Genomic DNA, 25,739 nt, shown 5'->3' on the forward strand with positions numbered 1-25,739 from the left:
AGTGACAGACCAACGGGGGCGGGAACCGGAACAGGGATGGGCGCGGCGGCTGGTCGGATACGCCTGGCGGTATCCGAAGGACGTCGTGCTCTCCCTGGGCGCCTCCCTCGGCGGTATGGCCCTCCTGGCGCTCGTCCCGCTGATCACCAAGGTGATCATCGACGACGTCATCGGCGACAAGACCCGCTCGATGGCCCCCTGGGCGGGCGCGCTCGTCGTCGCCGCCGTCCTCGTCTACGTACTGACCTACGTCCGCCGCTACTACGGCGGCCGGCTCGCCCTCGACGTCCAGCACGATCTGCGGACGGAGATGTTCGAGACGATCACCCGGCTCGACGGGCGCCGCCAGGACGAGCTGTCGACCGGGCAGATCGTCGGGCGGGCCACCAGCGACCTCCAGCTGATCCAGAGCCTCTTCTACATGCTCCCGATGACCATCGGGAACGTGCTCCTGTTCCTGATCTCCCTCGCGATCATGGCCTGGCTGTCGATCCCGCTGACCCTGGTCGCCCTCGCCGTCGCCCCCGCCCTCTGGATCATCGCCAAGCACAGCCGTAAGAAGCTCCACCCGGCCACCTGGTACGCGCAGGCCCAGGCCGCCGCCGTCGCCGGTGTCGTCGACGGCGCCGTGACCGGCGTACGCGTGGTGAAGGGGTTCGGGCAGGAGGACCAGGAGACGGGGAAGCTCCGGGAGGTCGGGCGGCGGCTCTTCGCGGGCCGGCTGCGGACGATCCGCTTCAACTCCGTCTACACCCCGGCCCTCCAGGCCGTGCCCGTGCTCGGGCAGGTCGCGATGCTCGCCGTGGGCGGCTGGCTGGCCGTGGGCGGGCACATCACGCTCGGTACGTTCGTCGCGTTCTCCACCTATCTCGCCCAGCTCGTCGGCCCGGTGCGGATGCTCGCCATGGTGCTGACCGTCGGCCAGCAGGCGCGGGCCGGTACCGAACGCGTCCTTGAGCTGATCGACACCAAGCCCTCCATCTCCGACGGGCACAAGGACCTGCCCGCCGACGCCCCCGCCACCGTCGAGTTCGACGACGTGTCGTTCGGGTACGACCCCGAGCGCCCGGTCCTCGACGGGCTCAGCCTGGAGATCCGGGCCGGCGAGACCCTCGCCGTCGTCGGGTCGTCAGGCTCCGGCAAGTCGACCGTCTCCCTCCTCCTCCCGCGCTTCTACGACGTGACGCGCGGCGCGGTCCTCATCGGCGGGCACGACGTCCGCGAGCTGACCAGCGACTCGCTCCGGGCCGCGATCGGGCTCGTCCCCGAGGACTCCTTCCTCTTCTCCGACACCGTCCGCAACAACATCGCGTACGGCCGCCCGGACGCGACCGACGAGCAGATCCTGGTCGCCGCGCGCGCCGCACAGGCCGACCGTTTCATCGCCGAGCTGCCCCACGGCTACGACACCAAGGTCGGCGAGCACGGCCTCACCCTCTCCGGCGGCCAGCGCCAGCGCGTCGCACTCGCCCGCGCGATTCTCACCGACCCCCGCCTCCTCGTCCTCGACGACGCCACCTCCGCCGTGGACGCCCGCGTCGAGCACGAGATCCACGAGGCCCTCAAGCACGTCATGGAGGGGCGGACGACCCTCCTCATCGCCCACCGCCGCTCCACCCTCGGCCTCGCCGACCGCATCGCCGTCCTCGACGGTGGCCGTCTCGCCGACCTCGGCACCCACGAGGAACTCCAGGCCCGTTCCGCCCTGTACCGGCGGCTGCTCACCGACCCGGACGAGCTGGGCGGTGTCTCGCCCGGCCGCGCGCTGCCCTCCCTGCCGCCCGAGGACACCTCCGTACGGGACGAGCTGGACGCCGAGTTCGACGCCGAGCGGGGGGTCACCCCCAGGCTGTGGACCGGTGACCGCGAGCGCAAGGACACGGCGTTCGACGGGATGCCGGCCACGCCCGAACTCCTCGCCCAGGTCGAGGCGTTGCCCCCGGCCGCCGACACCCCGGTCATCGACGAGGCCCGCGCGGTCACGCCCGAGGAGTCGTACGGGCTGAAGCGGCTGCTGCGCGGCTTCGGGCTGCCGCTGCTGGTGACCCTCGGGCTCGTCGCCGTGGACGCCGGCATGGGACTGCTCCTGCCGATCCTGATCCGGCACGGCATCGACTCGGGCGTCTCCCAACTCGCCCTCGGTGCGGTGTGGGTGGCCTCCGTGCTCGCGCTGCTGTCCGTCATCGTCCAGTGGGCGACGCAGATCGGCGAGATGCGGATGACGGGCCGTACCGGCGAACGCGTGCTGTACGCACTCCGGTTGAAGATCTTCGCCCAGCTGCAACGCCTCGGACTCGACTACTACGAACGGGAGTTGACCGGCCGGATCATGACGAGGATGACGACCGACGTCGACGCCCTCTCCACGTTCCTCCAGACGGGCCTGGTCACCGCGTTCGTCTCCGTCGTCACCTTCTTCGGCATCATGGTCGCTCTCGTCGTGATCGACGTACAGCTCGCCCTCGTCGTCTTCGTCACCATCCCGGTGCTGGTCGTCGGCACGTTCTACTTCCGCCGGGCGAGCGTGAAGGCGTACGAACTCGCCCGTGAGCGCGTGTCGTTGGTCAACGCCGACCTCCAGGAGTCGGTGTCCGGGCTGCGGATCGTGCAGGCCTTCCGGCGCGAGCGGGCGGGCGGCGAGCGGTTCGCGGAGGGCAGCGACAGCTACCGCCGGGCGCGGGTCCGGGGCCAGTGGCTGATCTCCGTGTACTTCCCCTTCGTACAGCTGCTGGCCTCGGTGGCCGCAGCGGCGGTGCTGATCGTGGGGGCGGGGCGGATCGAGAACGGCACGCTGACGACCGGTGCGCTGGTGGCGTACCTGCTCTACATCGACCTGTTCTTCGCGCCCGTGCAGCAGCTCTCGCAGGTCTTCGACGGGTACCAGCAGGCGACGGTCTCGCTGGGGCGCATCCAGGAGCTGCTCCAGGAGCGGACCTCGACCGAGGCCGCCGAGGAGCCGCTGGAGGTGCTCTCGCTGCGCGGGGACATCGCCTTCGAGGGCGTGGACTTCGCGTACGGGTCCGATGACGACGCCGAAGAGGCCCTGAGCGGGGTCGAGTTGACGATTCCGGCCGGGCAGACCGTCGCCTTCGTCGGGGAGACGGGCGCCGGCAAGTCGACGCTCGTGAAGCTGGTCGCCCGCTTCTACGACCCGACCGGCGGGCGGGTCACCGTCGACGGCACCGATCTGCGTGACCTCGACATCACCTCGTACCGGCACCGCCTCGGGGTCGTCCCGCAGGAGGCGTACCTGTTCCAGGGGACCGTGCGGGACGCCATCGCGTACGGGCGTCCGGACGCCACCGACGCCCAGGTGGAGGCGGCGGCGCGGGCGGTCGGGGCGCACGACATGATCGCCACGCTGGAGGGCGGCTACCTCCACGAGGTCGCCGAGCGCGGACGCAACCTCTCGGCGGGGCAACGCCAGCTGATCGCACTGGCCCGCGCCGAACTCGTCGACCCGGACATCCTGCTCCTCGACGAGGCCACGGCGGCACTGGACCTGGCCACCGAGGCCCAGGTCAACCAGGCCACGGACCGCCTGGCAGGCCGCCGTACGACCCTGGTCGTCGCCCACCGCCTGACCACGGCGGCCCGAGCCGACCGAGTCGTACTCATGGAACACGGGCGCGTCGCCGAGGACGGCACCCACGACGAACTCCTCCAACGCGACGGCCAATACGCCGAGCTGTGGCGAACCTTCGTAGGCACCCCGGACCAGGAGGAACCGGTCACGTCACGATCCCGCTGACAGAACGGTGAACGCCCCGCAGGGGCCGTTCGCCGTTCAGGGGCGCGGGGCTGTGTCGATATGCGGCTCCGCCGCGGGGCGCGACCAGCCACAGCGGACCGGCACCCGAAAGACCACGCAACCGTTCGACACACCCCTTGCGTCCGTACATCAGTACGGCAATACGCGGCAACGGGAGGGGACACGGTGAGCGTTGGTCAGCCAAGGCGCCGCACGGCACTCGCACTGGCCGTGCTGACCGCGTCAGGCATGCTCGCCCTGGCCAGCCCCGGAACCGCCGAAGCGGCAGCGCCCTGCTCCGGCCGCAAGGCACGCACGCTCACCTTCTCCACCGGCGAGGTGCACATCTACCGGCGCAGCAACTACGTCTGCGCGGTCACCGTGCCCAAGCGCCCCGGCGTCCGCCAGTGGATGTCGGTGAGCGTACGGGCGCGCGGCGGACGCCCGGTCGTCGACGAGGGCGTGTTCTCGAAACGGGCCGGCCCGGTGACCGTGCACGCGGGACGACGGCAGGTGTGGGTGAAGGGGACGGTCGGGCGGGGATCGGTCAGTTCTGGCTGGATTCGGTGTTGAGCCCCTCCCGACACTCTGCTCACACCCTATTTACTGATCCCCTGCCCGAGGGATTTCCCTATCTCCCCTGGTGCGCCCGGCGGTTGCTCCGATAGCTTCCGGCGCACAGATGTTTCATAGGGGAGGGTGCATGCGCAAGGCGCTCAGATGGCTGCTGGCGCTCACCGTGCTCATAGGCACGTTGAGTACGGCGGGAGCGGCGACCGCCGCTCAGCCGGAGGCCACCGGCACCACACAAACGACCAGTAGCGCGGACATCAAGGACCAGCTCCTCGCGATCCCGGGCATGAGCCTGATCCAGGAGAAGCCGTACACCGGCTACCGGTACTTCGTCCTCGACTACACCCAGCCGATCGACCACCGGCGCCCGTCCAAGGGCACGTTCCAGCAGCGCATCACCATCCTGCACAAGGACGTCTCGCGCCCCACGGTCTTCTTCACCAGCGGGTACTTCGTCAGCACGAACCCCAGTCGCAGCGAGCCGACGCGGATCGTCGACGGCAACCAGGTCTCCCTGGAGTACCGCTTCTTCACGCCGTCCCGGCCCGACCCGGCCGACTGGTCCAAGCTGGACATCTGGCAGGCGGCCAGCGACCAGCACCGCCTCTTCACGGCGCTGAAGAAGATCTACACCAAGAAGTGGCTGTCCACGGGCGGCTCCAAGGGCGGGATGACCGCCACGTACTACGAGCGCTTCTACCCGCGTGACATGGACGGCGTCGTCGCGTACGTCGCCCCCAACGACGTGGTGAACAACGAGGACTCGGCCTACGACCGGTTCTTCGCCACCGTCGGCACCAAGGAGTGCCGCGACCGGCTGAACGGCGTACAGCGCGAGGCGCTCGTGCGCCGGGAGCCGCTGGAGAAGCGGTACGCGGAGTTCGCCGCCGCCGAGGGCTTCACCTTCGACACCATCGGCAGCCTCGACAAGGCGTACGAGGCGACCGTCCTTGACTACGTCTGGGGCTTCTGGCAGTACAGCCTGCTCGCCGACTGCGAGTCCATCCCGGCCGACGCGAAGAACGCGACCGACGACGACATCTGGACCTCGATCGACACGATCGCCGGGTTCTCCTTCTACACCGACCAGGGCCTGGAGCCGTACACGCCGTACTACTACCAGGCGGGCACCCAGCTCGGCGCGCCCACCATCGAGTTCCCGCACATCGAGAAGAAGTACATCCGCTACGGCTATCTGCCGCCGCGGGAGTTCGTCCCCCGGGACATCTCGATGAAGTTCCAGCCGCGGGCGATGCGTGACGTCGACAACTGGGTCAAGCACCGTGCGAACCAGATGCTGTTCGTGTACGGGCAGAACGACCCGTGGGGCGCCGAGCAGTTCCGCCTGGGCAAGGGCGCGAAGGACTCGTACGTCTTCACCGCCCCCGGGCTGAACCACGGCGCGAACGTCGCCGCCCTGGTCCCCGAGCAGAAGGACCTCGCCACGGCCCGCATCCTGAAGTGGGCCGGTGTCGCCTCGACCGCCGTCCAGTCGAACCCGTCGGCGGCCAAGCCGCTGGCGACGTACGACGCCAGGCTCGACAAGCGGAACATCGAGCGGGAGCCCACGCTGCGGCCGTAACGGCCGTGGAGAGTATGGGTAGTTGAATGCGACGCGGGCTCGACGGCAGCTGCCGTCGAGCCCGCGCTCGTGTCAGCTGCCGATCGCCGCCGGCGGGCGGCCCGCCATCAGCCGGTTCACCAGGGCCAGCAGCAGGTCCCGGCTGTCCCCTCGCTCCCGGAGGTCGCCCATGACGACCGGGACGTTCGGGTCCAGGTCGAGCGCGTCCCGTACCTCCTCCACCGTGCGGTCCCGCAGCCCGTGGAAGCAGTTGACGCCGACCACGAACGGCACGCCACGGCTCTCGAAGAAGTCGATCGACGCGAAACTGCTCTCCAGCCGCCGGGTGTCCGCGAGGACGACCGCGCCGAGCGCCCCGTGCACCAGGTCGTTCCACATGAACCAGAAGCGTTCCTGGCCGGGCGTCCCGAACAGGTACAGGACCAGCTGGCTGCTCACCGTGATCCGGCCGAAGTCCAGCGCCACGGTGGTCGTGGCCTTTCCTTCTATCCCTCCGAGGTCGTCGACCCCGAGCCCCGCGACGGTCAGCTGCTCCTCGGTGTGCAGCGGCGGGATCTCGCTCACGGAGCCGACCATGGTGGTCTTGCCGACGCCGAAGCCACCCGCGATCAGTATTTTCACCGCGGCGGGCGCGGTGGGCGACCCGGCCACGGACGCCTGCGACCCGGTCTGTTCGTCAGAGTCTGAGTAGGGCATCCTTCACCGCCTGAAGAAGAGTCATGTCCGGTTCCTGGCCGACGGCCACCGCGAGCGGCGGCCGGGCCGTCACCCGGTCCAGCGTGATGAGGTCGCCGACGAGGATCTTCGTCACCGCCACGGGCAGATTCAGCCCGGCGGCGACCTCGGCGAGCGCCACCGGCGTACGGCACTGCCGCAGGATCAGCCGGTGCTCGGGCTGCAGCCCCCGGTCGCCGGACCGTTCGGCCGGCGAGACGGTGGCGATCACCGTGATGAGGGTGAGGTCGTCACGTACCGAGGCCGTACGCCCATGGGTGATCGTGTACGGCCGGACGAGGCTCTCCTCGGCGTCGTCGTCGTCCGGCGACACGTCCGCCCAGTGGTTCACTCACGCCCCCCGCCCTCCAGCTGCCGGCCCCGCACCTCGGTCCCCAGCCGCTGCCCCACCTGCTGTACGAGGGTGTCCATCGCCACGGCCATGATCTCGGCGTCGACCTCCTGGTCCGCCACGACCGCCAGATGGGTGCCCCGCCCCGCCGAGCTGATGAACAGCCAGATGTCGTCCAGCTCGATGATGACCTGGTGGACGGCCCCGCCGCCGAAGACCTCACCGACACCGCGGGCCAGACTCTGCTGACCGGTGGCGATGGCGGCCAGACGTTCCGCGTCGACCCGGGCGATGCTGCTGGACTGGCTCACCACCAGCCCGTCGTCGGACAGCACGATGGCGTTCCGGGTGCCCGGAACCTGGTCGACCAGACGGTCGAGCAGCCAGTCGAGGTCGGAGTTGGTGGCAGTGGTTCGCAGAGTCATCGTCCGTCTTCCTTCCGGGCCCGGTCGGGTCCCGGTGAGGGGTGGGTGGGCTGGTGGTCGGTCTGGCCGCCTGTGTCGGGCCTGAGTCGCGAGGCCCGGGACTGACGCTGGAAGGCACCGACGGTGGCGCCGGACCGGGTGCCCGTCCGGCGGGGGAGCGGTGCCTGTGCGGCGGCGGGCCCGGTGCGCGGCGGTTCGGCGGCGGGGTACGAGGGGGGCGGCTCCCGGAGTTCGGTGACGAGACTGGCCTGCCGGACGCGCCGGGGGAGGGGGTTCTGGCTGCCGTTGGACGCCTGGGCGGGGGCCTGCCCGGGGCGGGCCGGCGGCGTCGACGACCCGGACGACCCGGACGGTGCCGACGGTGCGATCCAGGGGCCGATGAGCGGACGGACGTACGCCTCCTGGTCGCCGCCGGACTGACCGGCGTAACCGGTGTGCCCGGACTGGCCGTTGTGTCCAGCCTGGCCGTTGTGCGGCCGGGGTGCGGGGCGGGTCGGGGCGTCCGCCTGCCTGGGGTGGGCGGACGTGCCGTGGAGCGTGAGCGGGTCCGGGGCCGTCGGGTGCGTGGGGCGGGAGGTCGCGGCGCGCAGCGCGAGGCGGTCCGGGACCGGTGCCGACGGGGAGGCCGTGGGCATCGGGGGCGCCGGAAGCGAGGCGGGCCGCGCCGGGACCCGCTGGTCGCCCGTGATCAGGTCCGCGGGGACCAGCACGACGACCCGGGTGCCCCCGAACGACGAGGGCCGCAGCTCGACCTGGAGGCCCAGGTTGGCGGCGAGCCGGGCCACGACGTACAGGCCGAGGCGGGCGTCGTCGGCGCGGGACATCACGTCCATCCGGGGCGGGTTCAGCATCAGCTCGTTGGCCTCGGCGTACTGCTCCGGGTCCATGCCCATGCCGCGGTCCTCGATCTCGATCGCGATGCCGCGCCCCACCTGGGAGGCGGTCACCTCGACCGGGGTCGGCGGCCGGGAGAACGACACCGCGTTCTCCATGAGTTCCGCGAGGAGGTGGACCATCGGGCCGACGGCACGCTCGGACAGCCAGGTCTCGCCGTCGGTGTCGATGCGGATGCGCCGGTAGTCCTGCACCTCGCCCTGGGCCGAGCGCAGGATGTCCAGCAGCAGGACGGGTCTGCGCCAGCGCCGCTGCGGGGTTCCGCTGCCGAGGATGACCAGGTTCTCTTCGTAGCGGCGCAGCCGGGCCGCCAGGTGGTCGAGGTCGAACAGGCCTTCGAGGACCTCGGGGTCCTCGTGCCGCCGCTGCATCTCGCCGAGACGTTTCAGCTGCATGCCGATCAGCAACTGGGTGCGCCGGGCGATGCGTTGCAGCAGCCGTTCGAAGCCGCGGTACAGCTCGATCTCCCGCACGGCGGTGTCCAGGGACGAGGTGCGGGCCTGGTTGAGGGCCTGGCCGAGCTGGCCGAGTTCGTCGTCGCCGTGCCGGATCTCGGGCAGTTCGGCGTCGGTGTCGACCTTCTCGCCGTTGCGCAGCCGCTCCACGATGTCGGGCAGCCGCTCCTGGAGCTGGAGGGCCTCGGCGCGCAGTCCGAAGATCCGGCGGCGCAGGATGCCGGTGAGGCGCAGCGAGATGACCAGCATCAGCAGTACGGCCGCCGCGCTCACCGCGCTGTTGACCATCATGTCGGTCATCAGACCGCCGAGTTCGTCCTCGGTGGCGGCGACGAGGTCGTCGGCGTAGGCGCTGTTGGCCTGCATCAGCGCGGGGGTCATCCCGGCGAGGCTCTGCTGCCACTGCCTGCCCTGCAAGGCGGAGACGGCGGTCCGGCCGCTGTCGTCGGCGTTCGCGGTGTTCAACAGGCGCTGCTCGACCGAGGTCTTCCGCTTCCAGTCGGCGCCGGACAGCACGGCCCGGTAGGCCTTGGCCCGGTTGGCGGGCAGCTGCGGCAGAACCTTGTCGCTGTAGATGTGCTGCTCGCTGCCGATGACCTCGGCCAGCTGGAAGCGCTCCTCGGCGGTGAGCCGGCCGCTCGCCACACCGGCGGCGATGACGGCGTCCTCGCGCGAGAGCATCTCCAGGCCCCACTGCGCGTCGAGCGCCGGGCGGACGAGGACGGACGTCTCACCGAAGCCGACGTTGCTGAAGTCCTCCAGCAGATGCGTGCTCGACGCGATCACACCGGTGTAGGCGTCGAACGTCTGCTGCCGGTCGGCGGACCGCCGGTCCACGGCGTCCCGGTAGTCGGGCAGCTTCTTCAGACCGAGGGTGACCTCCTGGAAGGCCTCGGCGAGAGCGGACGGGCCGGTGCCGACCGCGTCGAGGCTCTGTACGGACCTGTCGGTGAGCGTGCGCTGACGGGTCAGCTCGGTCCGGCCGGCCTTGGGGTCCGCGAGCGCCGCCACGCTGAGCCGCCGCTCCGCCTGGAGGTTGAAGGAGACGGTGACGAGCGGGGTGCCGAAGCGTTTCCCCTCCTCGTTGCGGTCATGGACGGTCCGCCAGTCGCCGTAGAGCTGGGCCGAGTTCATCGCGCCCAGGGCCACCAGGGCGAGACAGGGCACCAGGGCCAGGACGAGCAGGATCGTCCGGAGCGACAGCTGGCGCTTCGGAGCCGCCTGAGCCTTCGGAGCCCGGTCCTGCTGCTGTTGCGCCGTGCGTGCGTGGAGTGCCACAGAGGTTCCCGGCATGTGAGTGGTGGCGGACTGTCCGAAAAGAAGGGGTCCGCGCCATGACAGGGGGAGCCTATCGATTCACGAATTCACCACAACAGGGGTTCCGGTGAATGGGAGTGACTCGTTATTCGTCCGACATTCGCCCGACAAAATGGAATCTCTCACACCGCTTTCGCGCACCCCACCGGCCGTTCCCCGCCCAGCTGTACGTAAAGGGCCGTGGAGGAAGGGCAGTTGACGCGTTTGACGACGGCCTCGGTCACTTCGTACTCCGGCTTCTTCTCGCCCGTCCCGTCGCACGCCGTCTCGCGGACCTCCCCCTGCCCGGCGCCGTACACGCAGTCGCCGACGATCGTGCGCGGGCCTCCGCCGCCGCCCGGGTCGCCGGGGTGCGGGGCCTGGAGGTTGCGCATGCAGGAGTAGCCCTGCGGAACGGCCCCGTCGCCGTCCTCGTCGGCGGCGGGCCGCTGTTCGCTGATGTGCAGCACGAAGTCGGTGGTCGCCGGGCACGCGGGACCGGTGCTCACCTTGCCGTCGTGCCGGGCCACGACCCGGGCCGCCGCCCGCTCGCTGGTGCAGGGCACCTCGGTGAAGCTGGTGGTGCCGAAGGAGCTGCACTCGTCGACGGAGAGGAAGACGGTGCCGTAGCCGGTGGGCCGGGGCGGCACCGGCCGCTGGTCGACCGCCGTACCGTCGGCGGTCCCGGAGGTCCCGGAGGTCCCCGCCGAGGAGTCGTCCGCGGAACCGCCGCCGGACGCCAGTTGACACCCCGTCCCCATGAACAGCGCGACCACCGCGAGCAGCGCGCAGGCGGACACCCGCACGCGCACCACTTCCGTGGACCCCACAGAACGCCTCTTGCGCATCGCATCCCCCCGAGTACCCCCGCCCAGCGTGGCCCGCGCCGCCAGGGCCACGCCAGATGTCCAGAGGATTTGCGCCTTTTGGGGGTGGTGTGCCGGTTGTGCGACGTACGTCGCGTACGCCGCCTTGCGTCCCGCTCACAAGCGGTCCCGGCGAGATCAACTACGGTCCGGCAGCACCCTGAAGGGGCCGCAGGCCTCCTTCAGGGGCGCGGGGAACTGCGCGACCAGCCACGACGGCGCAGCAGCGACCCGACAACCGGAACCCCCTCACGCACTACCGCCGGAGCACTCAGTAAGACAGCCCGTGACCGATCGGATAAAGCACCTGCGTCGGATCGCCCGCACGCAACACCGGCACCGGCAGCTTCCCGCGCGGCCGGACCCGCCCCGCGATCACCCTCGCGGCGGCCCGGAGTTCGACGTCGGTCCAGGAGTACGAGGCCAGATAGGCCTGGACATCGGGCAGTTGGGCCACGTCGTAGGGATTGCGGACGGCGACGCACACCACCGGCCGCCCGGTGGCGAGGAGTTGGGCGACCAGGGTCCGCTGACTGCTCGCGGCACTGAGGTTGTACGTCCCGACCACCACCGCGTCCACCTCCCCGGCGGCGGCGACGGCCCGGGCGATGACGGCGGCGGAGGGGGCGGTGCCGGTCGAGAGGGTGGTCGCGGTGAAGCCCAGCTCCGTGAGGGCACCCGCGAGGACGGTGGTGGGCGGCCCGGTCGTACCGGACGGCGAGGCGGGATCGGCCCCGACGACGAGCACGTTCTTCTGCGTGACCCTCGAAAGGGGCAGCAGCTTCCGCTCGTTGACGAGGAGGGTGGTGGTCCGCTCGGCGATCCGGTCGGCGGCGCCGAGATGCCCGGCGACACCGACGGCCCGGTCGACGCCGGCGTGGGTGACGTACGGCCGGTCGAGCAGTCCGAGCCGGTTCTTGAGCCGCAGGACGCGCAGGATCGACGCGTCGAGCCGCGCCTCGGTCAACTCCCCCTGCCGTACGGCCGCGAGGACCGCGTTCCAGGCGATGTCGAGCGAGGGCGGGTTGAGCAGCTGATCGACTCCCGCCTTGAGCGCGAGCACCGGAACACGGTCGTCGCCGTACTTCTCCCGTACGCCCTGCATGCCCAGCGAGTCCGTCACCACGACCCCGTCGTAGCCGAGTTCCTCGCGCAGGATGCCGGTGAGGATCGGGCGGGAGAGGGTCGCGGGGTCGCCGGAGGCGTCGAGGGCCGGGACCATGATGTGCGCGGTCATGATCGAGTCGATGCCCGCGCGGATCGCGGCGCGGAACGGCGGCGCGTCGATGGTGCTCCATTCCTCCCGCGTGTGCTCGATGACGGGGAAGCCGTAGTGGCTGTCGACGGCGGTGTCCCCGTGCCCCGGGAAGTGCTTGGCGGTGGCCGCGACGGAGGACCGCTGATACCCGGTGACCTGCGCGGCGACCATCCTCGCCACGGCGTCCGGATCGGCGCCGAAGGACCGTACGCCGATCACCGGATTGGCCGGGTTGACGTTCACGTCGGCGACGGGCGCGTAGTCCTGGCGGATCCCGAGGGCGCGCAGCTCGGCGCCGCCGATGCTGCCCGCCGTACGGGCGTCGGTGCGTGAGCCGCCCGCGCCGAGGGCCATGGCGCCGGGGAGGAGGGTGGCGGGTTTGCCGACGCGGGCGACGATCCCGTGCTCCTGGTCGGTGGAGATGAGCACGGGCAGCCCGCGGGGCAGACCGAGCGAGGCCCGCTGGATCCCATTGCTCAGATCGGCGATCTGATGCGGATCGCGGGTGTTGTGCGCCCAGGCGAAGTAGATGATCCCGCCGACCCGGTACCTGGCGATCAGCTCGGCCGCCGTCCGGACGCCGATCTCCGCGAGGTTGGCGTCGATGTCGGCCTGGTCGGGCGCGGTCGCGGAGTGCCCGTACACCCGCATGACGAACAGCTGACCGACCTTCTCCTCCAGGGTCATCCCGGCGACGATCCGACGGAGCCGCGCGTCACTGTCGTACGGCTGTGCCTCACCCCCGAGGGCGAGCGCGGCGCCGGTGCCGGCGGTCGCGGCGAGAAGAGCACGTCTGGTGGTGCCGGAGTCGCGCACAGGGGCGCTCCTTCCCTTGTGAAGGAAACTTCCGAGAAGTCACGAATAACCGGGAAGTTTCTTCCAGTCAAGGGTGCGCACACTAACGGGAGATGGCCGCTTTTCCCCGGAAAGGGGCCGTCACCGGCGCATCGGAGGGGGGCGCGCCGGTGACGGCTCGCTGCCGGCCGCGGGCGGCTGGAGAGGGTAGGTCAGCGATCGCAGCCAGCAGCGAGGCCGACACCGCACCACGGTGACTCATCCGGCAGTCGTGCCGGTTGGACGGGGGCGGGTCGGCGTGGGTTCCCGGAATCGGCCGAATCCGGAAAGTTGGTACGGGGGAGGGCGGCGGGACGGATGCGATACCCACGAGCGGCTTCCCGTAATCGGACCGACACACCGCAATCACGCCAACCCTCTTACATTCCAAGTCTGTTGGGCGATGATCCCACCAACGCCCTGCATGCTCTCACCGCAGCAGTGCCTGTCGGGGGACCGGCCAGGGGGAAGCCGAGACACAGGAGGCGTCGGATGGCAACGAAGACAGGACCCCAGAGATACCCGGGCGCCAGCCGGGCGAACTGGTACCAGGACGACTACCCGGGCGACCCGATGCAGGTCAACGTCGTCGTCCTGCACACCACCGAGGGGCGCAGCCTGCCCACGTACAGCGGCGGCTCGATAGCGCCCAACCTGACGGCGGTGCCGGACCTCGCCGCCAAGAAGCTGAAGTGGTACCAGCACTTCGACATAGAGACCTCGTCCCGGGCCCTCGCCAACAAGCGGGGCGGGGTCGAGACCAACACGCTCAACGTCACCCAGGTGGAACTGGTCGGCACCTGCGACCCCAAGACGCACAAGAAGTGGACGGAGGCGGGCCAGGCGCACATCTACTGGCCCGAGGCCCCCGACTGGGCGCTGAAGTCGGTCGCGCGGTTCCTGGCCTGGACGCACGAGGAGCACGGCGTGCCGCTGTCCGGCCCGAAGGCATGGCCGGACTACCCGACCTCGTACAAGGACGGCGGCGGCCAGCGGCTGTCCTTCACCGAGTGGAAGGCGTTCAAGGGCGTCTGCGGGCACATGCACGTCCCGGAGAACGACCACGGCGACCCGGGCGGGATCGACTTCTCCGCGATCGTCAGGTACGCCAAGGCCGAACTGGACGTCGACGACGAGCCCACCCCGCCGACGACCACGCCCAAGCCGGCGGTGCCCGCGTACCCGGGCCGCAAGTACTTCAAGGAGGGCGCCGTGAACGACCACGTCCTCAAGCTCGGCAAGCAGCTCGTCAAGCGCGGCTTCGGCGACCACTACAAGGTCGGCCCGAGCCGCAGCTGGGGCGAGAACGACCGCCTCAACGTCCGCGACTTCCAGAAGTCCCGCAAGGAACTCCGAGGCGACGCGGACGGCTACCCGGGGCCACTGACCTGGCGCCTGCTGTTCTCCTGACGGGCAGGGGGGCGCTGCCTGAGACAGCGCCCCCCGCCTTAAGGGGCGCGAGGAACTGCGCGACGAGCCACGACGGCGCAGCAGCAACCCGACAACCGGAAACCTCGCGCACTCCCCGCGGAGCACACCGCACAGTTCATGGTCCATTTCGCGGACGTTCCGACGCGCGAGGCACGGGCCGGGCCAGCATAGGACCATGGCCGTCGTAGACATCCCCGGTTCCAAGTCCATCACCGCGCGCGCCCTCTTCCTCGCCGCCGCAGCCGACGGGGTCACCACCCTCGTACGCCCCCTGCGCTCGGACGACACGGAGGGCTTCGCCGAGGGCCTGGTCGGCCTCGGCTACCGGGTCGGCCGGACCCCCGGCGCCTGGCAGATCGACGGCCGCCCGCAGGGCCCGGCGGCCACCGAGGCGGACGTCTACTGCCGCGACGGCGCCACGACCGCCCGCTTCCTGCCGACGCTCGCCGCCGCAGGCCACGGCACCTACCGCTTCGACGCCTCGCCCCAGATGCGCCGCCGCCCGCTGGCCCCCCTCACCCGCGCCCTGCGCGACCTGGGCGTGGACCTGCGGCACGAGGAGGCGGAGGGCCACCACCCGCTGACCGTCGCGGCGGCGGGCGTCGAGGGCGGAGACGTCACCCTGGACGCGGGCGAGTCGTCCCAGTACCTCACCGCGCTCCTGCTCCTCGGCCCCCTGACCCGCAAGGGCCTGCGCATCCACGTCACGGACCTCGTCTCGGCGCCCTACGTGGAGATCACCATCGCGATGATGCGGGCGTTCGGTGTGGAGGTACGCAGGGAGGGTGACGTGTTCGTGGTCCCGCCCACCGGCTACCGGGCCACGACCTACGCCATCGAGCCCGACGCCTCCACGGCCAGCTACTTCTTCGCGGCGGCGGCCCTCACCGGCGGCGAGGTGACGGTCCCCGGCCTCGGCACCGGCGCGCTCCAGGGCGACCTGGCCTTCGTCGACGTACTGCGGCGGATGGGCGCGCGAGTGGAGATCGGTGAGGGGGGTACGACCGTCACCGGCACGGGCGAGCTGCGCGGCCTGACGGTGAACATGCGGGACATCTCCGACACCATGCCGACCCTGGCGGCACTCGCCCCCTTCGCCTCCGGCCCCGTACGCATCGAGGACGTGGCCAACACCCGCGTGAAGGAGTGCGACCGCCTGGAGGCCTGCGCGGAGAACCTCCGGCGGCTGGGGGTACGGGTGGAGACCGGCCCCGACTGGATCGAGATCCACCCCGGTACGGCTCCCGCACAGGGCACGGACATCAAGTCGTACGGCGACCACCGCATCGTCATGTCCTTCGCGGTGACCGCCCTGCGCGCCCCCGGAATCACCTTCGACGACCCGGGCTGCGTACGGAAGACGTTCCCCGGGTTCCATGAGGCGTTCGCGGAACTGAGCACCAAGCTGCCGCGCTAGGGCGGTGCCCGGGGTCGCACCTGGGGTCTTCCCTGAGGCGTACCCCGAGGCGCGGTGGTCCGTGTCATCCCTAATGTCCCCGACGAGGGATGCGGAGGACGCCCGGCAGGGGGCCGGACGGCACGCTTCCCGAACGAGGGAGATGATCGTTGTGGGACCGAACGACGTTGAGATCGTCCGGGTGTTCGCCCGGAACACGGCCAGCCCGAGCGCCGACCCGACCCTGAACCCCAAGGAGGCGGCCGAGGTCGCGGTGGAGGTCGAGGCGGGCGACGCCATCTTCCGGATCGGGGCACCCTACGAGGTCGAGGTCACCGTCAAGGATCTCGTCAGTGGCACGAACATCCCGACGACGACGGCCAACCTGGTCAGCGGGCTGCTCAGCCAGGCCCCTTGGAACAAGCAGCAGAGCACGTTCGTGTTCGGCATCGCGGCCGCCGAGCTGGACAAGCACAAGGGGCACCAGTGCGAGATCTACGCCTCCGTGTACATGGGCCTGACGGACCCGGACGCGAGCTTCGCGACCAGCCCGCGCTTCCTGATCCAGCGCTGACGCGTCATCCGGTGCCGACCGGGCCGGGCGGGAGTCTCGTCGCCAGCTCGACCCGGGAGGAGATGCCGAGCTTCGTGTAGGCATGGCCCAGGTGGTACTCGACCGTCTTCACGCTGAGCAGCAGTTCCCGGGCGACTTGGCGGTTGGTGAGACCGGAGGCGGCGAGCCGGGCGACGGCCAGTTCCTGCGAGGTCAGCACGGGGCCGCGGTCGGGTGGCGACGGGGGACACCCGGCCGTGCGGGCCGTTCCGCAGGCGGCGAGTTCGCGGGCGCAGCGCTCCAGGAGGGGAACCGCACCGAGTCCCGTCAGGGTCTCGAGCGCGGCCTGGAGCGCCTGCGCGGCGGCCGCCCTGCGACCGGTCCGGCGCAGCAGTTCGCCCAACGCGAGCTGGAGCCGGGCCCGTTCGTACGGCGCGGTGACCCGGGCGGCATGCGCGAGTCCGGTACCGAACATGTCCTCGGCGGCCTCGGGTTCGTGCCGGGCCGCGAACAGCTCACCCCGGATCCGGCAGCCGGTGGCCAGGGCGGCCGCGTGTCCACGATCGGTGGCCAGCGCCTCGAAGGCGGTCAGCGCGTGGTCCGCCTCGTCGAGCCGCCCGAGCCCGATGAGCGCCTCGGCCAGCAGATCGCGCCACGGCCCGGTCATCGGCTCGCAGAGCCCCTCGGCGGCGTTCGCCTCCAGGAGCGGCAGCAGTTCGGCCGCGGCGGCGTCCGGCTGCCTCCGCAGGAGGGCGAGGAAGGCACGCGCGCGCCGGGACTCGGTCATGATCATCCCCGGCGTGACCGGTATGTCGGGCACTTGGCGCAGATGCCACTCCGCCCGGTCGTGGTCCCCGCGGGCGGCGAGGACCCACGCGGCCGCCGCGTGCACCGTCGGGTGCAGTTCGTTGCCGGTGTCGTCGGTGAGGGACGCGGCCGAGTCCAGGAGCTGTGCGGCCTCCTCCCAGGCGCCCAGCGCGTACTGTGTGAGGCCCAGCTGGAACATCGCGATGATCCGCAGCATCATCGGCCCGTCCCGGCAGATGAACACCGCTTCCCGTAAGTCCCTTTCGGCGCCCGCCAGTTCGCCCGCCCACAGCCGCAGCAGACCGCGTCCGCAGAGCAGATCCACGTCGGCGGTGGTGACGAGGGAGGCGTCGGGCAGCTCCGCGACCACGGCGAGCCCGCGCTCGATGTCACCGCTGAGGCCGTAACCGGTCATCCGGACGTAGCGCAGCATCGTGCTGGAGGCCCGCCGGGCGCACAGTCGCAGGGACCGTCCGGCCCATTCGGCGGCGTCCAGGCCCTGGTTGAGGGACAGTGCCATGAAGCTGAGCATTCCGGCGATGTACGAGGCCGGCTCCGGGTCCGTCGTGGGGTCACAGTCGTTCCAGGCCTCGCGCAGCAGGGGCTCGGCCTGCCTGAGGTCGCCGTCGAAGGGCAGCATCATCGCCCGTGCATACCGATGCGCAGCCGAACAGGGGTCCCCCGGCAGTTCGTCGAACACCGCCTGCGCCTCCTCGCGCCGCCCTTCCCACAGCAGCGCCTCGACCGCCTCGACGCCATACCGCTCGCGGTCCCGCTCCGTACGGGCCAGTCGGGCGGCGTCGCGCAGCAGCGGGGCGGCGCTGCCCCAGCGCCGGGCGGCGGCCTCGGTGCGGGCGGCGTCGGCGAGCTGTCCGGCCAGCGTGTCGTCCGGGCCCTGCGCGGCGTGCACCAGGTGCTGGAGGCGGCTGTACACCGAGTCCGACTGCCCGGCGGCGGCCCGGTGCAGCGCGTGCCGCCGTACGGGCCCGAGCCTTCGGTAGACGGTGGCGCGCAGCATGGGATGGGGAAAGGACATGCGAGGGCCGCCCGGCTCCGGTGTCTCGTCGAGCAGCCCGGCGCCGACCGCCTCCTCCAGCGCGGGCAGCGGATCCTTCAGCTCCGCGAGCCGGGCGGCCCTGTGCAGCGGGCAGGACATGCCGAGCACGCTCGCGGCGGAGGCCAGGGCCTGTGTCTCGGCGGTGCAGTCCGTCAGCCGTTGTTCGATCAGCCGCGCGTACCCCAGCGGCGCGGGCAGTGGGAACGCCGTGGACATCAGGCGGGCGGGCGGTACCTGTTCGAGCAGCGCTTTGACGTGCAGCGGGTTGCCGTCGGTGTGGTCGAGCAGCCGTACGACGGCGGTCGGTGGCAGCGAACCGCCGCGGGCGGCGGCGAGCTCACCGACCTCACCCGCGCTCAGCCCGGTCAGGGACAGCTGTAGCGTCCCCTCTCCGGTGAGCAGCCGCCGCAACCCCTCGGGCAACGCCGGATCATCGGCCTCCCGTACGACGACGACCGTGAGTACCCGGTCGGCGCGCAGTCGGCGCAGGGCGAAGGCCAGCGCCTGGAGGGACGAGGAGTCCGCCCAGTGCGCGTCGTCCACGACGAGGATCAACGGCCCGACGGTACGGGTCTGGAGCTCACCGAGCGCGTCGAGCAGCCGGGCGCCGGCGGTCGGCGCGTCGGCCGCCGGGGGCCGGGGGAGGACCTGCTCGTTGTGCGCGGTACGGGAGAGGAGCTGGTCGAGCAGCCCGAGCGGCAGCCCGGTCTCGTTCTCCTCCCCGCATGCCTTCAGTACCTCGGCGTCCGGGTGCCCGGCGACGAAGCGCCTGATCAGCGCGGTCTTCCCGATCCCGGCGGGCCCGTCGACCAGCACGATCCGGGACGCCCCGGCGACGACGTGCGCCAACTGCCCGTCCAGAGCCGAGAGATGACTGCCCCGCCCGACGAACAGACTGCCCTGATCCCCCAGATCCCCCATACCGGCCACTCCCCCAAGCTCGCGCCGCGGGCCCCGCAGCCCCTGCCACCCTCGCGTACGGGGGAGCACCGCTCAAGGGGCCATCCGGCCCAATCCGGGGCGCTGCGGACATGGAGGACACGGTCGGCCGGCAGACGTACCTCACACGGAGGTCTCCGACGCGTCACCCTGCCCGGCGGCTGACCAGCTCCGCGGCTGACAATCGCAGTTGCTCCCGCACCGCCCCCAGCACCGGATCTCCCTCCGCCCCCGTCCGTACGGCCGCGAAGACGTTCCGCGACGGTGGTGCCCCCTCCGTCGTCAGCAGGACGAGACGCCGATGGGTGTACAGCGGCTGGACCAGGCGCGGGATCAGCGCCACCCCCTGCCCCGCCTCGACGAGGGCCGCCAGCGCACCCCAGTCGTTCACGGCGTGCCGGATGTCCGGCGTGAAGCCGGCCGCCGCGCAGACGGAACGGGCCACCGCACCGCAGCAACTCCGTGCGGCGCCGATGATCCATGGTTCGGCGGAGAGTTCGCGCAGGTCGAACCGGTCGCGGCCGGCCAGGCGATGGCCGGCCGGTACCGCGAGGTCCAGGACGTCGGTGAGCAGGTCGAGGCGGTGGTAGCGGCGGTCGGTGTGCGGTGGCGCGGCGGCGAAGTCCACGGCCACGGCGAGGTCGACCTGTCCGGAGTCCAACGCCGTGAAGATGTCCGGCGGCTCGGCCTCGACGACGTCGATACGGACCTGAGGCAGCCGGTCGGCCAGTGCGTTCATCGCCCTCGGCAGCAGCCCGAGGATGCCGCTGGAGAAGCACCCGACGGTGACCGAGCCCCGTCCACCCTCCCCGTACGCCGCCAAGTCGGCCCGCGCCCGCTCCAGTTGGGCCGCGATCACATCGGCGTGGGTGAGCAGGACCCGTGCCTGAGCGGTCAGGCGTACGCCCCGCCCCTCCCGCTCCGTCAGCGGCACACCCATCTCGCGGGCCAGGGCCGCGATCTGCTGGGAGACCGCCGAAGGCGTCAGATGCAGTGCCTCGGCCGTTCTCGCCAGGCTGCCCCGGCGCTGGAGTTCGCGCAGGACGGTCAGGCGGCGCAGGTCGACATTGAAGGTATTGCTTACCTGTTCCACCATAAAAGATTAACTGGACCGAATGCCTGGTGATCGGAAACCATCGCATCCATGACCGCGTACTCCTACCTGATCCTCCACGGCTGGCGGAACCACCGTCCGAAGAACCACTGGCAGCACTGGCTGGCCGACCGCCTCACCGGGCTCGGCCACCACGTCACCTACCCGCAGCTGCCCGACCCCGACGACCCCGACCTGGAGCTGTGGCTGACGGAGCTTGCTCGCCACCTCGACGACCTGCCGGCCGGCGCGGAGCGCGTGGTGCTGGCCCACAGCGCCGCCGCCGTGCTGTGGCTGCACGCCGCCGCCAGGGGGATGCCCGGCCTCGGCGTCGACCGGGTCCTGCTGGTCGCGCCGCCGTCCGCCTCCGTCCTCGTACAGCACCCGGAGGTCGCCCGGTTCGCCCCGCCCGCGCTAGACTTCACCCTGCCCGGCCGTACGGAGCTGATCGCGGGCGACAACGACCCGTACTGCCCGGAGGGCGCACGGGCCCTCTACGGCGACCCCCTGAACATCCCCACGGAGATCGTCCCGGGCGGCGCCCACCTCGACCTGGACGCTGGGTACGGCCCGTGGCCCGCGGTACTGGACTGGTGCCTGGCCTGACCGAGGTGGTCCAGGGAGGTGGTCAGGCCGACTCGTTGAGCAGCCGCGCGAGGTGGTCGTGGCCGACGCCCAGCAGGCCCTCCAGGGGTGCGGCGGCCTCGTACCACCGCTTCTCGTACTCCCAGCACAGCCAGCCGTCCCAGCCGTGCCGGGAGAGGACCTCGACGCACTCGGCGAGCGGCAGGACGCCGGCGCCCAGGGCCAGCGGGGTGGTGTCCTCGGCCGAGGCGATGTCCTTGACCTGGACGTATCCGAGGTGCGGGGCGAGGGCCGCGTAACTCTCCGACGGCTGCTCGCCGCCGAGCCAGGTGTGCATGACGTCCCAGAGCGAGCCCACCTGCCGGTGACCGACCGGGCCCAGGACGCGGATCGCGGCGGCGCCCGTGCGATGCGAGTCGTGGGTCTCAAGGAGGATGCGTACGCCGAGGTCGGCCGCGTACTCGGCGGCCGTGCCGAGTCTGCGGGCCGCCGCCGCGTCGGCCTCCTCGGGGGTCTGTTCGGTGCCGCCGCCGGGGAAGACGCGGACGAAGGGGGCGCCGAGGTCGCGGGCGAGTTCGAGGAGGGCGCGGAGGCCGGCGAGCACGGGTTCGTCGTCGCCGGGGGCCGCGACCCGGACGTACCCGGCGAGGCCGAGGATCTCGACGCCGGACGCCTTGAACTCGGCGGCCACATCGGCCCGTTCGGCGAGGGTGAGACCGAGGTGGACGGGTTCTTCGGGGTGGGTGCGCAGCTCGACGCCGTGGTAGCCGTGGGTGGTCGCGAGCCGGAGTACATCGGGGAGGGGGAGACCGGGAACGCCGAGGGTGGAGAACGCCAGTTTCATGTTCACGGACACTACCCGTCACTTCGCCAGTTCACCGGTCTGTCGTTCCGTGCAGGTCGAGGCGCCAGTCCTGGCCCACCAGATCCTTGCCGAAGGAACGGTGGGGCTTCTCGGTGGCGAGGACGAAGCCGTGGCGCTGGTAGACGTGGCGGGCGGCGGTGAGGACGTCGTTGGTCCACAGGACGAGATCGCGGTAGCCGACCTCGCGGGCGAAGCCGACGACGGCCGCGACGAGCCGGTCGCCGATACCGAGCCCGCGCGCGTCCGGCTCGACGAGCAGCAGCCGCAGCCGGGCCGTTCCGGGCGCCTCGTCCCGTACGCACATCACGCACCCGACCGGCCGCCCGTCCAGCTCGGCGATCCACACCCGCTCCAGATGCGGGTCGTGGTCCTCGGCGAAGTCGGCGACGATCCGGGCGACCAGACCCTCGTAGTCGGTGTTGAAGCCGTACTCGGACGAATACAGCGCCGCGTTGCGCTGCACGATCCAGCCGAGGTCACCGGGGCCGGGCTCGCGCAGCACGACGTCCTCGCGGCGCGGCGGCCGGCCGTCGGAGAGGAGCGAGCGGACCGTGTGCAGCGCCTCCGCGAGCCGGGGCCGGTCGGCGGCGGGCACGGTGGCGAGCAGCGAGGCGATGGCCTCCGTGGAGCGCTCGTTCAACAGGTTGGCGGTCTCGCGCCCGCGCACGGTGAGCGTGACGCGCCGCCGCCGGGGGTCACGGTCCGAGGGTGCCCGCTCGATCAGCCCGTTCTCCTCGAACTTGTTGAGGATCCGGCTCAAGTACCCGGCGTCCAGGGTGAGTTCGGCACGGAGATCGGCGGCGTCGGTACGGGTGGAGTGTGCGAGTTCGTAGAGGACGCGGGCCTCGGTGAGGGTGTAGGGGGCGTAGAGGCTGCTGCTGTAGTCGAGTGCGCCGATGACGTTCGTGTAGAAGCGGTTGAAGGAACGGATGTCCTGGACGGTCATGGACCACCTCGCGGGCGACGGGATATTCGATATCTGACTCAGTCAGAGATATTGCCGCTACGAGGGTAGGGCGCGCGCGACGGGTTCCTCAAGGCCCGGCAACGGAGCGGCAATGCGCCGCTTCGGCATCCCATGCCTTGGCCAACCCCATGCCACCCGTTGCTCACTTGTTCATCCGCCGTCCCTGACGCCCCTCGCCGACCGAGGCGAAGAGTGAAGCCGAAAGCTAGGCCTACCAGCCTCAAGAAGGGGCAATCATGGCCGAGTTGACCCGTCGTGGACTCCTTGGCTCCGCCGCCGGCACCCTCGGTGGCGCCGCGGCACGGCTCGCTCGACGACATCGAGCACGTAGTGATGCTCATGCAGGAAAACAGGTCCTTCGACCACTACTTCGGCACCCTGTCGGGCGTACGCGGCTTCGCCGACCCGCACGCGCTGAAGCTGCCGAACGGCCGTTCCGTCTTCTACCAGCCGGACGCCGTGAACCCGAAGGGGTATCTGCTCCCCTTCCACCTCGACACAGGATGGACCAGCGGCTGCCGGCCCACCGCAAGGCGGACGGCGTCAACGGCCCGTATGTGATGGGCTATTACACGCGCGAGGACATCCCGTTCCAGTTCGCGCTCGCCGAGACGTTCACCTGGCTCTTGCGAGGATGCCCCGGCGTTCACGTCCGAGGGGGGAGGATTCAAGATCTGCGACAACTACTACTGCTCGGTATTCGGCCCGACCTGGCCGAACCGCCTGATGTCGGTCTTCGAGGTCGCCGACATGGATTTCAGGCCCGGCTGCGCTCCCCTGTCCGAGCGCGACGAGACGTGCGCCGCGGAACGAGCTATGCACCCTCGTTGTCACGCAGGGAATGGATCATGCTCTGCAGGATCCGGAACGCGTCTGACTGCTCGGGCCCGGTCAGGCCGGCCAGCATCCTGGCCTCGACGGACCGGACGGCTGCGCTCGCCTTCTCGAGGCTTCGGCGGCCCCGAGGCGTGAGCCGTGTGGGAAGCACCTTCCCGACGGGTGCCTCCGCGGGCCTGGTCACGTAGCCGTCTCGTTCCAGGGCCTGGAGCAGCACGTTCATCGTCTGCCGTGTCACGAACGCGCCCCGCGCGAGCTCGGAGTTCGACAAGCCCGGTCGTTGCGCCAGCAGCTCGAGGCAGGAGTAGTGCGTCACGCTCATCCCGAGCGGCCGCAGCACTTCCTCCATGGCCGCGCGGAGGGCGCTCGACGCTTCTTTGAGCAGGTAGCCCAGTGACGTCTCCAGGTCGACGCCGACATCGTTTTGACTCATGTCAGTATTCTGACATAGGTTGATGCATGTCAGAAAACTGACATGAAAAGAAGGAGTGTCATCATGCCCGCCACCGGCCCCGACTTCATCTCGCTCCAAGTGCGCGACCTCGACGCTTCGCAGGCGTTCTACGAGCAGTACCTGGGCCTCGTCCGCTCGCCGGCCGGACCTCCGCACGCCGTCGTCTTCGAGACGAAGCCGATCGCGTTCGCACTCCGCGACGTCATTCCCGGCACCGACCTCGCATCCGTCGCTCAGCCCGGCATCGGTGCCGCGATCTGGCTCCACGCCACCGACGTGCAGGCCATCCACGACGCGCTCGTCGCCGACGGTCACACCATCGCCTCCGCACCGATCGACGGTCCCTTCGGCCGGACCTTCACCTTCGCCGACCCCGACGGCTACCAGGTCACGCTCCACGACCGCGCCTGATCGGCCAAACGCCACCGGACGATCATCAGCGGTTGCGCCCTGGGCTCGTGCGTGACGCGACCTTCTGCCCTGATGACTGGTGTCATGCCTGCGGCTGTCTGGGGGCGCGCCGCACGACAGGTCGTGGCGCTTGATGGTGGGCGCGATGGGCCGTCCGACGGGCGAGGCACCCGGAAGCATGGCTCGGGCACCCCACCCGGACAGTCCGGAAGAAGGGGCGGGCCTCAGGCCCAGAACTCGTTGGCGCGGTCGATGTCCTCGACACACTCGTCGAGGTCGGTGACCTTGTCCCCGACGATCCGGAACACGATGGCGCCGGGCTCGTCGATCCGCCTGCCCTGACGCTCGGCGGTGAAACGGTGCACGGCGACCGCGTGCCCCCGGCCGTCGACGAGGATGTTCATCAGCACGACGCGCATACTCCCGGCCGTCTCCTCGGCGAGCCGACCGTACATCTCGATGATCGCGTCCTGCCCCTTGAAGTCCCCGGAGAGAGGATGACTTCCGGGTACGTGGTGCGTGGCGTCCGACGCGATCAGGGTGCGCATGGTGTCCATGTCACCGCGCGAGAAGGCGTCGTATCCCTTGCGTACGAGGGCTGCGTGCGGGTTCTCAGCCATGGTGATCGCCACCTTTCGGTGTGTGGGCGATGTCCGACTGACGGGGCCTATTGTCCTCGTGTTTGGGGTGGTGTGCAGGTCAGGGCGCCGGGCTCCGTCCCGCGTGGCGATCGGCCGCCCCCGGAGCCTCGGGAGCGGCGAAGTCCGCAAGATCGCGGAGATACGACAGACCTGGGCGCCCCGAGAGCTGCCTCTCGCCGACGATCACGAACCCCGAGCGGGCCAGCACAGCCCGCGAAGCCGCGTTGTCGAGCCTGGCCCCGGCACGCAGGGTGGTCAGCCCGTAGCGGTTGGCGGCAAGGCCGCACAGCTTCCGTACGGCCCAGGTGGCCAGCCCCCGGCCGGCGGCGCGCTCCGCGATCCGGTACCCGAGATCGGCGCCTCCGTCCGCCACATCCACGAGATTGATCCGCCCCAGCACTTCATCCTCGGCGCCGACGAGCACGTGGAAGTAACAGACCCCGGCCTCCTGCTCGGCGAGCAGAGCACGATGCCGCTCGTCGAACCGGGCGAAGTAGTCATCGCCTCGGTCGGGGATGGCCGCGGCGAAGTAGGCCCGGTTCTCCTGCTCGAAGGCGAGCAGCGCGGGGGCGTGGCCGGGTCGGAGCAGTTGGATCTCGGGCATGGGCCGGACCTTATTCTCGGGCGACCCACTTCCAGCCCGTCCGGCGTTTGAGGACAAGGCCCGTTCAGGGCCGAAGGGGGTCTGGGGGCAGGCGCCTTC

The 25,739-nt window shown here is 70.8% G+C and carries 21 protein-coding genes and 1 pseudogene; 9 read left to right on the forward strand and 13 right to left on the reverse strand.

The features are described from left to right. Window position 1 precedes the first annotated feature (1 nt). The 3 genes from ACWDR4_RS25045 to ACWDR4_RS25055 all read left to right on the forward strand — a co-directional run bounded on the left by ACWDR4_RS25045 (window position 2) and on the right by ACWDR4_RS25055 (window position 5,906). Entirely contained in the window at window positions 2-3,751 is a 3,750-nt protein-coding gene (locus tag ACWDR4_RS25045) for an ABC transporter ATP-binding protein (RefSeq protein WP_450411808.1), read from the forward strand. A 249-nt stretch (window positions 3,752-4,000) separates the two neighbouring features. Further along, window positions 4,001-4,324, forward strand: a complete 324-nt coding sequence (locus ACWDR4_RS25050) for a hypothetical protein (RefSeq protein WP_450411896.1) — start codon at window positions 4,001-4,003, stop codon at window positions 4,322-4,324. A 130-nt stretch (window positions 4,325-4,454) separates the two neighbouring features. After that, a complete protein-coding gene (locus ACWDR4_RS25055) occupies window positions 4,455-5,906 on the forward strand; it encodes an aminopeptidase (RefSeq protein ID WP_450411810.1) in 1,452 nt (483 codons plus the stop codon). Window positions 5,907-5,978: 72 nt separating this feature from the next. Here ACWDR4_RS25055 and ACWDR4_RS25060 read toward each other — a convergent pair whose 3' ends face one another. The 6 genes from ACWDR4_RS25060 to ACWDR4_RS25085 form a co-directional block, all read right to left on the reverse strand. Then, on the reverse strand, window positions 5,979-6,602 hold the full coding sequence (locus ACWDR4_RS25060) for a GTP-binding protein (protein WP_450411811.1): 624 nt from the start codon (window positions 6,600-6,602) through the stop codon (window positions 5,979-5,981). Beyond that, a complete protein-coding gene (locus tag ACWDR4_RS25065; protein ID WP_450411813.1) occupies window positions 6,583-6,972 on the reverse strand; it encodes a DUF742 domain-containing protein in 390 nt (129 codons plus the stop codon). Before ACWDR4_RS25065 ends, ACWDR4_RS25060 begins: the two co-directional genes overlap by 20 nt. Further along, window positions 6,969-7,397 carry a roadblock/LC7 domain-containing protein gene (locus tag ACWDR4_RS25070; protein WP_450411815.1) on the reverse strand — a complete coding sequence of 143 codons (429 nt, stop codon included), beginning with the start codon at window positions 7,395-7,397 and terminating at the stop codon, window positions 6,969-6,971. Before ACWDR4_RS25070 ends, ACWDR4_RS25065 begins: the two co-directional genes overlap by 4 nt. Next, entirely contained in the window at window positions 7,394-10,024 is a 2,631-nt protein-coding gene (locus tag ACWDR4_RS25075; RefSeq protein WP_450411816.1) for a nitrate- and nitrite sensing domain-containing protein, read from the reverse strand. The genes ACWDR4_RS25070 and ACWDR4_RS25075 overlap by 4 nt, the downstream gene beginning before the upstream one ends. Before the next feature lie 161 nt (window positions 10,025-10,185). Beyond that, a complete protein-coding gene (locus ACWDR4_RS25080) occupies window positions 10,186-10,890 on the reverse strand; it encodes a hypothetical protein (RefSeq protein WP_450411818.1) in 705 nt (234 codons plus the stop codon). A gap of 289 nt (window positions 10,891-11,179) precedes the next feature. After that, window positions 11,180-12,982, reverse strand: a complete 1,803-nt coding sequence (locus tag ACWDR4_RS25085; RefSeq protein ID WP_450411820.1) for a glycoside hydrolase family 3 protein — start codon at window positions 12,980-12,982, stop codon at window positions 11,180-11,182. 510 nt (window positions 12,983-13,492) lie between these two features. On the opposite strand from ACWDR4_RS25085, the gene ACWDR4_RS25090 reads away from it, so the two are divergent. The 3 genes from ACWDR4_RS25090 to ACWDR4_RS25100 all read left to right on the forward strand — a co-directional run bounded on the left by ACWDR4_RS25090 (window position 13,493) and on the right by ACWDR4_RS25100 (window position 16,401). Next, a complete protein-coding gene (locus ACWDR4_RS25090) occupies window positions 13,493-14,410 on the forward strand; it encodes a peptidoglycan-binding protein (protein WP_450411822.1) in 918 nt (305 codons plus the stop codon). A gap of 196 nt (window positions 14,411-14,606) precedes the next feature. Next, the gene (aroA, locus tag ACWDR4_RS25095) at window positions 14,607-15,848 is read left to right on the forward strand and encodes a 3-phosphoshikimate 1-carboxyvinyltransferase (protein WP_450411824.1); all 1,242 of its coding nucleotides are present in this window, start codon (window positions 14,607-14,609) and stop codon (window positions 15,846-15,848) included. A 151-nt stretch (window positions 15,849-15,999) separates the two neighbouring features. Then, a complete protein-coding gene (locus ACWDR4_RS25100; RefSeq protein WP_450411826.1) occupies window positions 16,000-16,401 on the forward strand; it encodes a hypothetical protein in 402 nt (133 codons plus the stop codon). A 4-nt stretch (window positions 16,402-16,405) separates the two neighbouring features. Here the strand turns inward: ACWDR4_RS25100 and ACWDR4_RS25105 are convergent, their stop codons facing one another. Both ACWDR4_RS25105 and ACWDR4_RS25110 read right to left on the reverse strand, forming a co-directional pair. Beyond that, the gene (locus tag ACWDR4_RS25105) at window positions 16,406-19,165 is read right to left on the reverse strand and encodes an ATP-binding protein (RefSeq protein ID WP_450411828.1); all 2,760 of its coding nucleotides are present in this window, start codon (window positions 19,163-19,165) and stop codon (window positions 16,406-16,408) included. 163 nt (window positions 19,166-19,328) lie between these two features. Beyond that, window positions 19,329-20,276, reverse strand: a complete 948-nt coding sequence (locus ACWDR4_RS25110; RefSeq protein WP_450411830.1) for a LysR family transcriptional regulator — start codon at window positions 20,274-20,276, stop codon at window positions 19,329-19,331. Window positions 20,277-20,327: 51 nt separating this feature from the next. Here ACWDR4_RS25110 and ACWDR4_RS25115 point away from each other — a divergent pair, with 51 nt between their 5' ends. Further along, window positions 20,328-20,882 (forward strand): RBBP9/YdeN family alpha/beta hydrolase, encoded by a 555-nt coding sequence (locus ACWDR4_RS25115; RefSeq protein ID WP_450411832.1) that lies wholly within the window; start codon window positions 20,328-20,330, stop codon window positions 20,880-20,882. A gap of 22 nt (window positions 20,883-20,904) precedes the next feature. Here the strand turns inward: ACWDR4_RS25115 and ACWDR4_RS25120 are convergent, their stop codons facing one another. Together ACWDR4_RS25120 and ACWDR4_RS25125 are read right to left on the reverse strand one after the other, a co-directional pair. Beyond that, window positions 20,905-21,705: a sugar phosphate isomerase/epimerase family protein gene (locus tag ACWDR4_RS25120; RefSeq protein ID WP_450411834.1), complete on the reverse strand. Its 801-nt coding sequence runs from the start codon at window positions 21,703-21,705 to the stop codon at window positions 20,905-20,907. 31 nt (window positions 21,706-21,736) lie between these two features. Beyond that, the gene (locus tag ACWDR4_RS25125) at window positions 21,737-22,672 is read right to left on the reverse strand and encodes a GNAT family N-acetyltransferase (protein WP_450411836.1); all 936 of its coding nucleotides are present in this window, start codon (window positions 22,670-22,672) and stop codon (window positions 21,737-21,739) included. Between the two features lie 360 nt (window positions 22,673-23,032). Between ACWDR4_RS25125 and ACWDR4_RS25130 the strand changes: the two are divergent. Continuing rightward, window positions 23,033-23,371: pseudogene (locus tag ACWDR4_RS25130) on the forward strand (alkaline phosphatase family protein); the annotation flags it as partial. A gap of 136 nt (window positions 23,372-23,507) precedes the next feature. Here ACWDR4_RS25130 and ACWDR4_RS25135 read toward each other — a convergent pair. Further along, complete coding sequence (locus ACWDR4_RS25135) at window positions 23,508-23,963, reverse strand: MarR family winged helix-turn-helix transcriptional regulator (RefSeq protein ID WP_450411838.1); 456 nt, start codon at window positions 23,961-23,963, stop codon at window positions 23,508-23,510. A 63-nt stretch (window positions 23,964-24,026) separates the two neighbouring features. Here ACWDR4_RS25135 and ACWDR4_RS25140 point away from each other — a divergent pair, with 63 nt between their 5' ends. Continuing rightward, the gene (locus tag ACWDR4_RS25140; RefSeq protein WP_327714627.1) at window positions 24,027-24,395 is read left to right on the forward strand and encodes a VOC family protein; all 369 of its coding nucleotides are present in this window, start codon (window positions 24,027-24,029) and stop codon (window positions 24,393-24,395) included. Between the two features lie 224 nt (window positions 24,396-24,619). On the opposite strand, the gene ACWDR4_RS25145 is transcribed toward ACWDR4_RS25140, so the two are convergent. Together ACWDR4_RS25145 and ACWDR4_RS25150 are read right to left on the reverse strand one after the other, a co-directional pair. After that, window positions 24,620-25,015: a nuclear transport factor 2 family protein gene (locus tag ACWDR4_RS25145; protein WP_450411840.1), complete on the reverse strand. Its 396-nt coding sequence runs from the start codon at window positions 25,013-25,015 to the stop codon at window positions 24,620-24,622. Window positions 25,016-25,094: 79 nt separating this feature from the next. Beyond that, complete coding sequence (locus ACWDR4_RS25150) at window positions 25,095-25,640, reverse strand: GNAT family N-acetyltransferase (RefSeq protein WP_450411842.1); 546 nt, start codon at window positions 25,638-25,640, stop codon at window positions 25,095-25,097. Window positions 25,641-25,739: the final 99 nt, after the last annotated feature.

It is taken from the genome of Streptomyces sp. NPDC000878, from assembly GCF_053599695.1.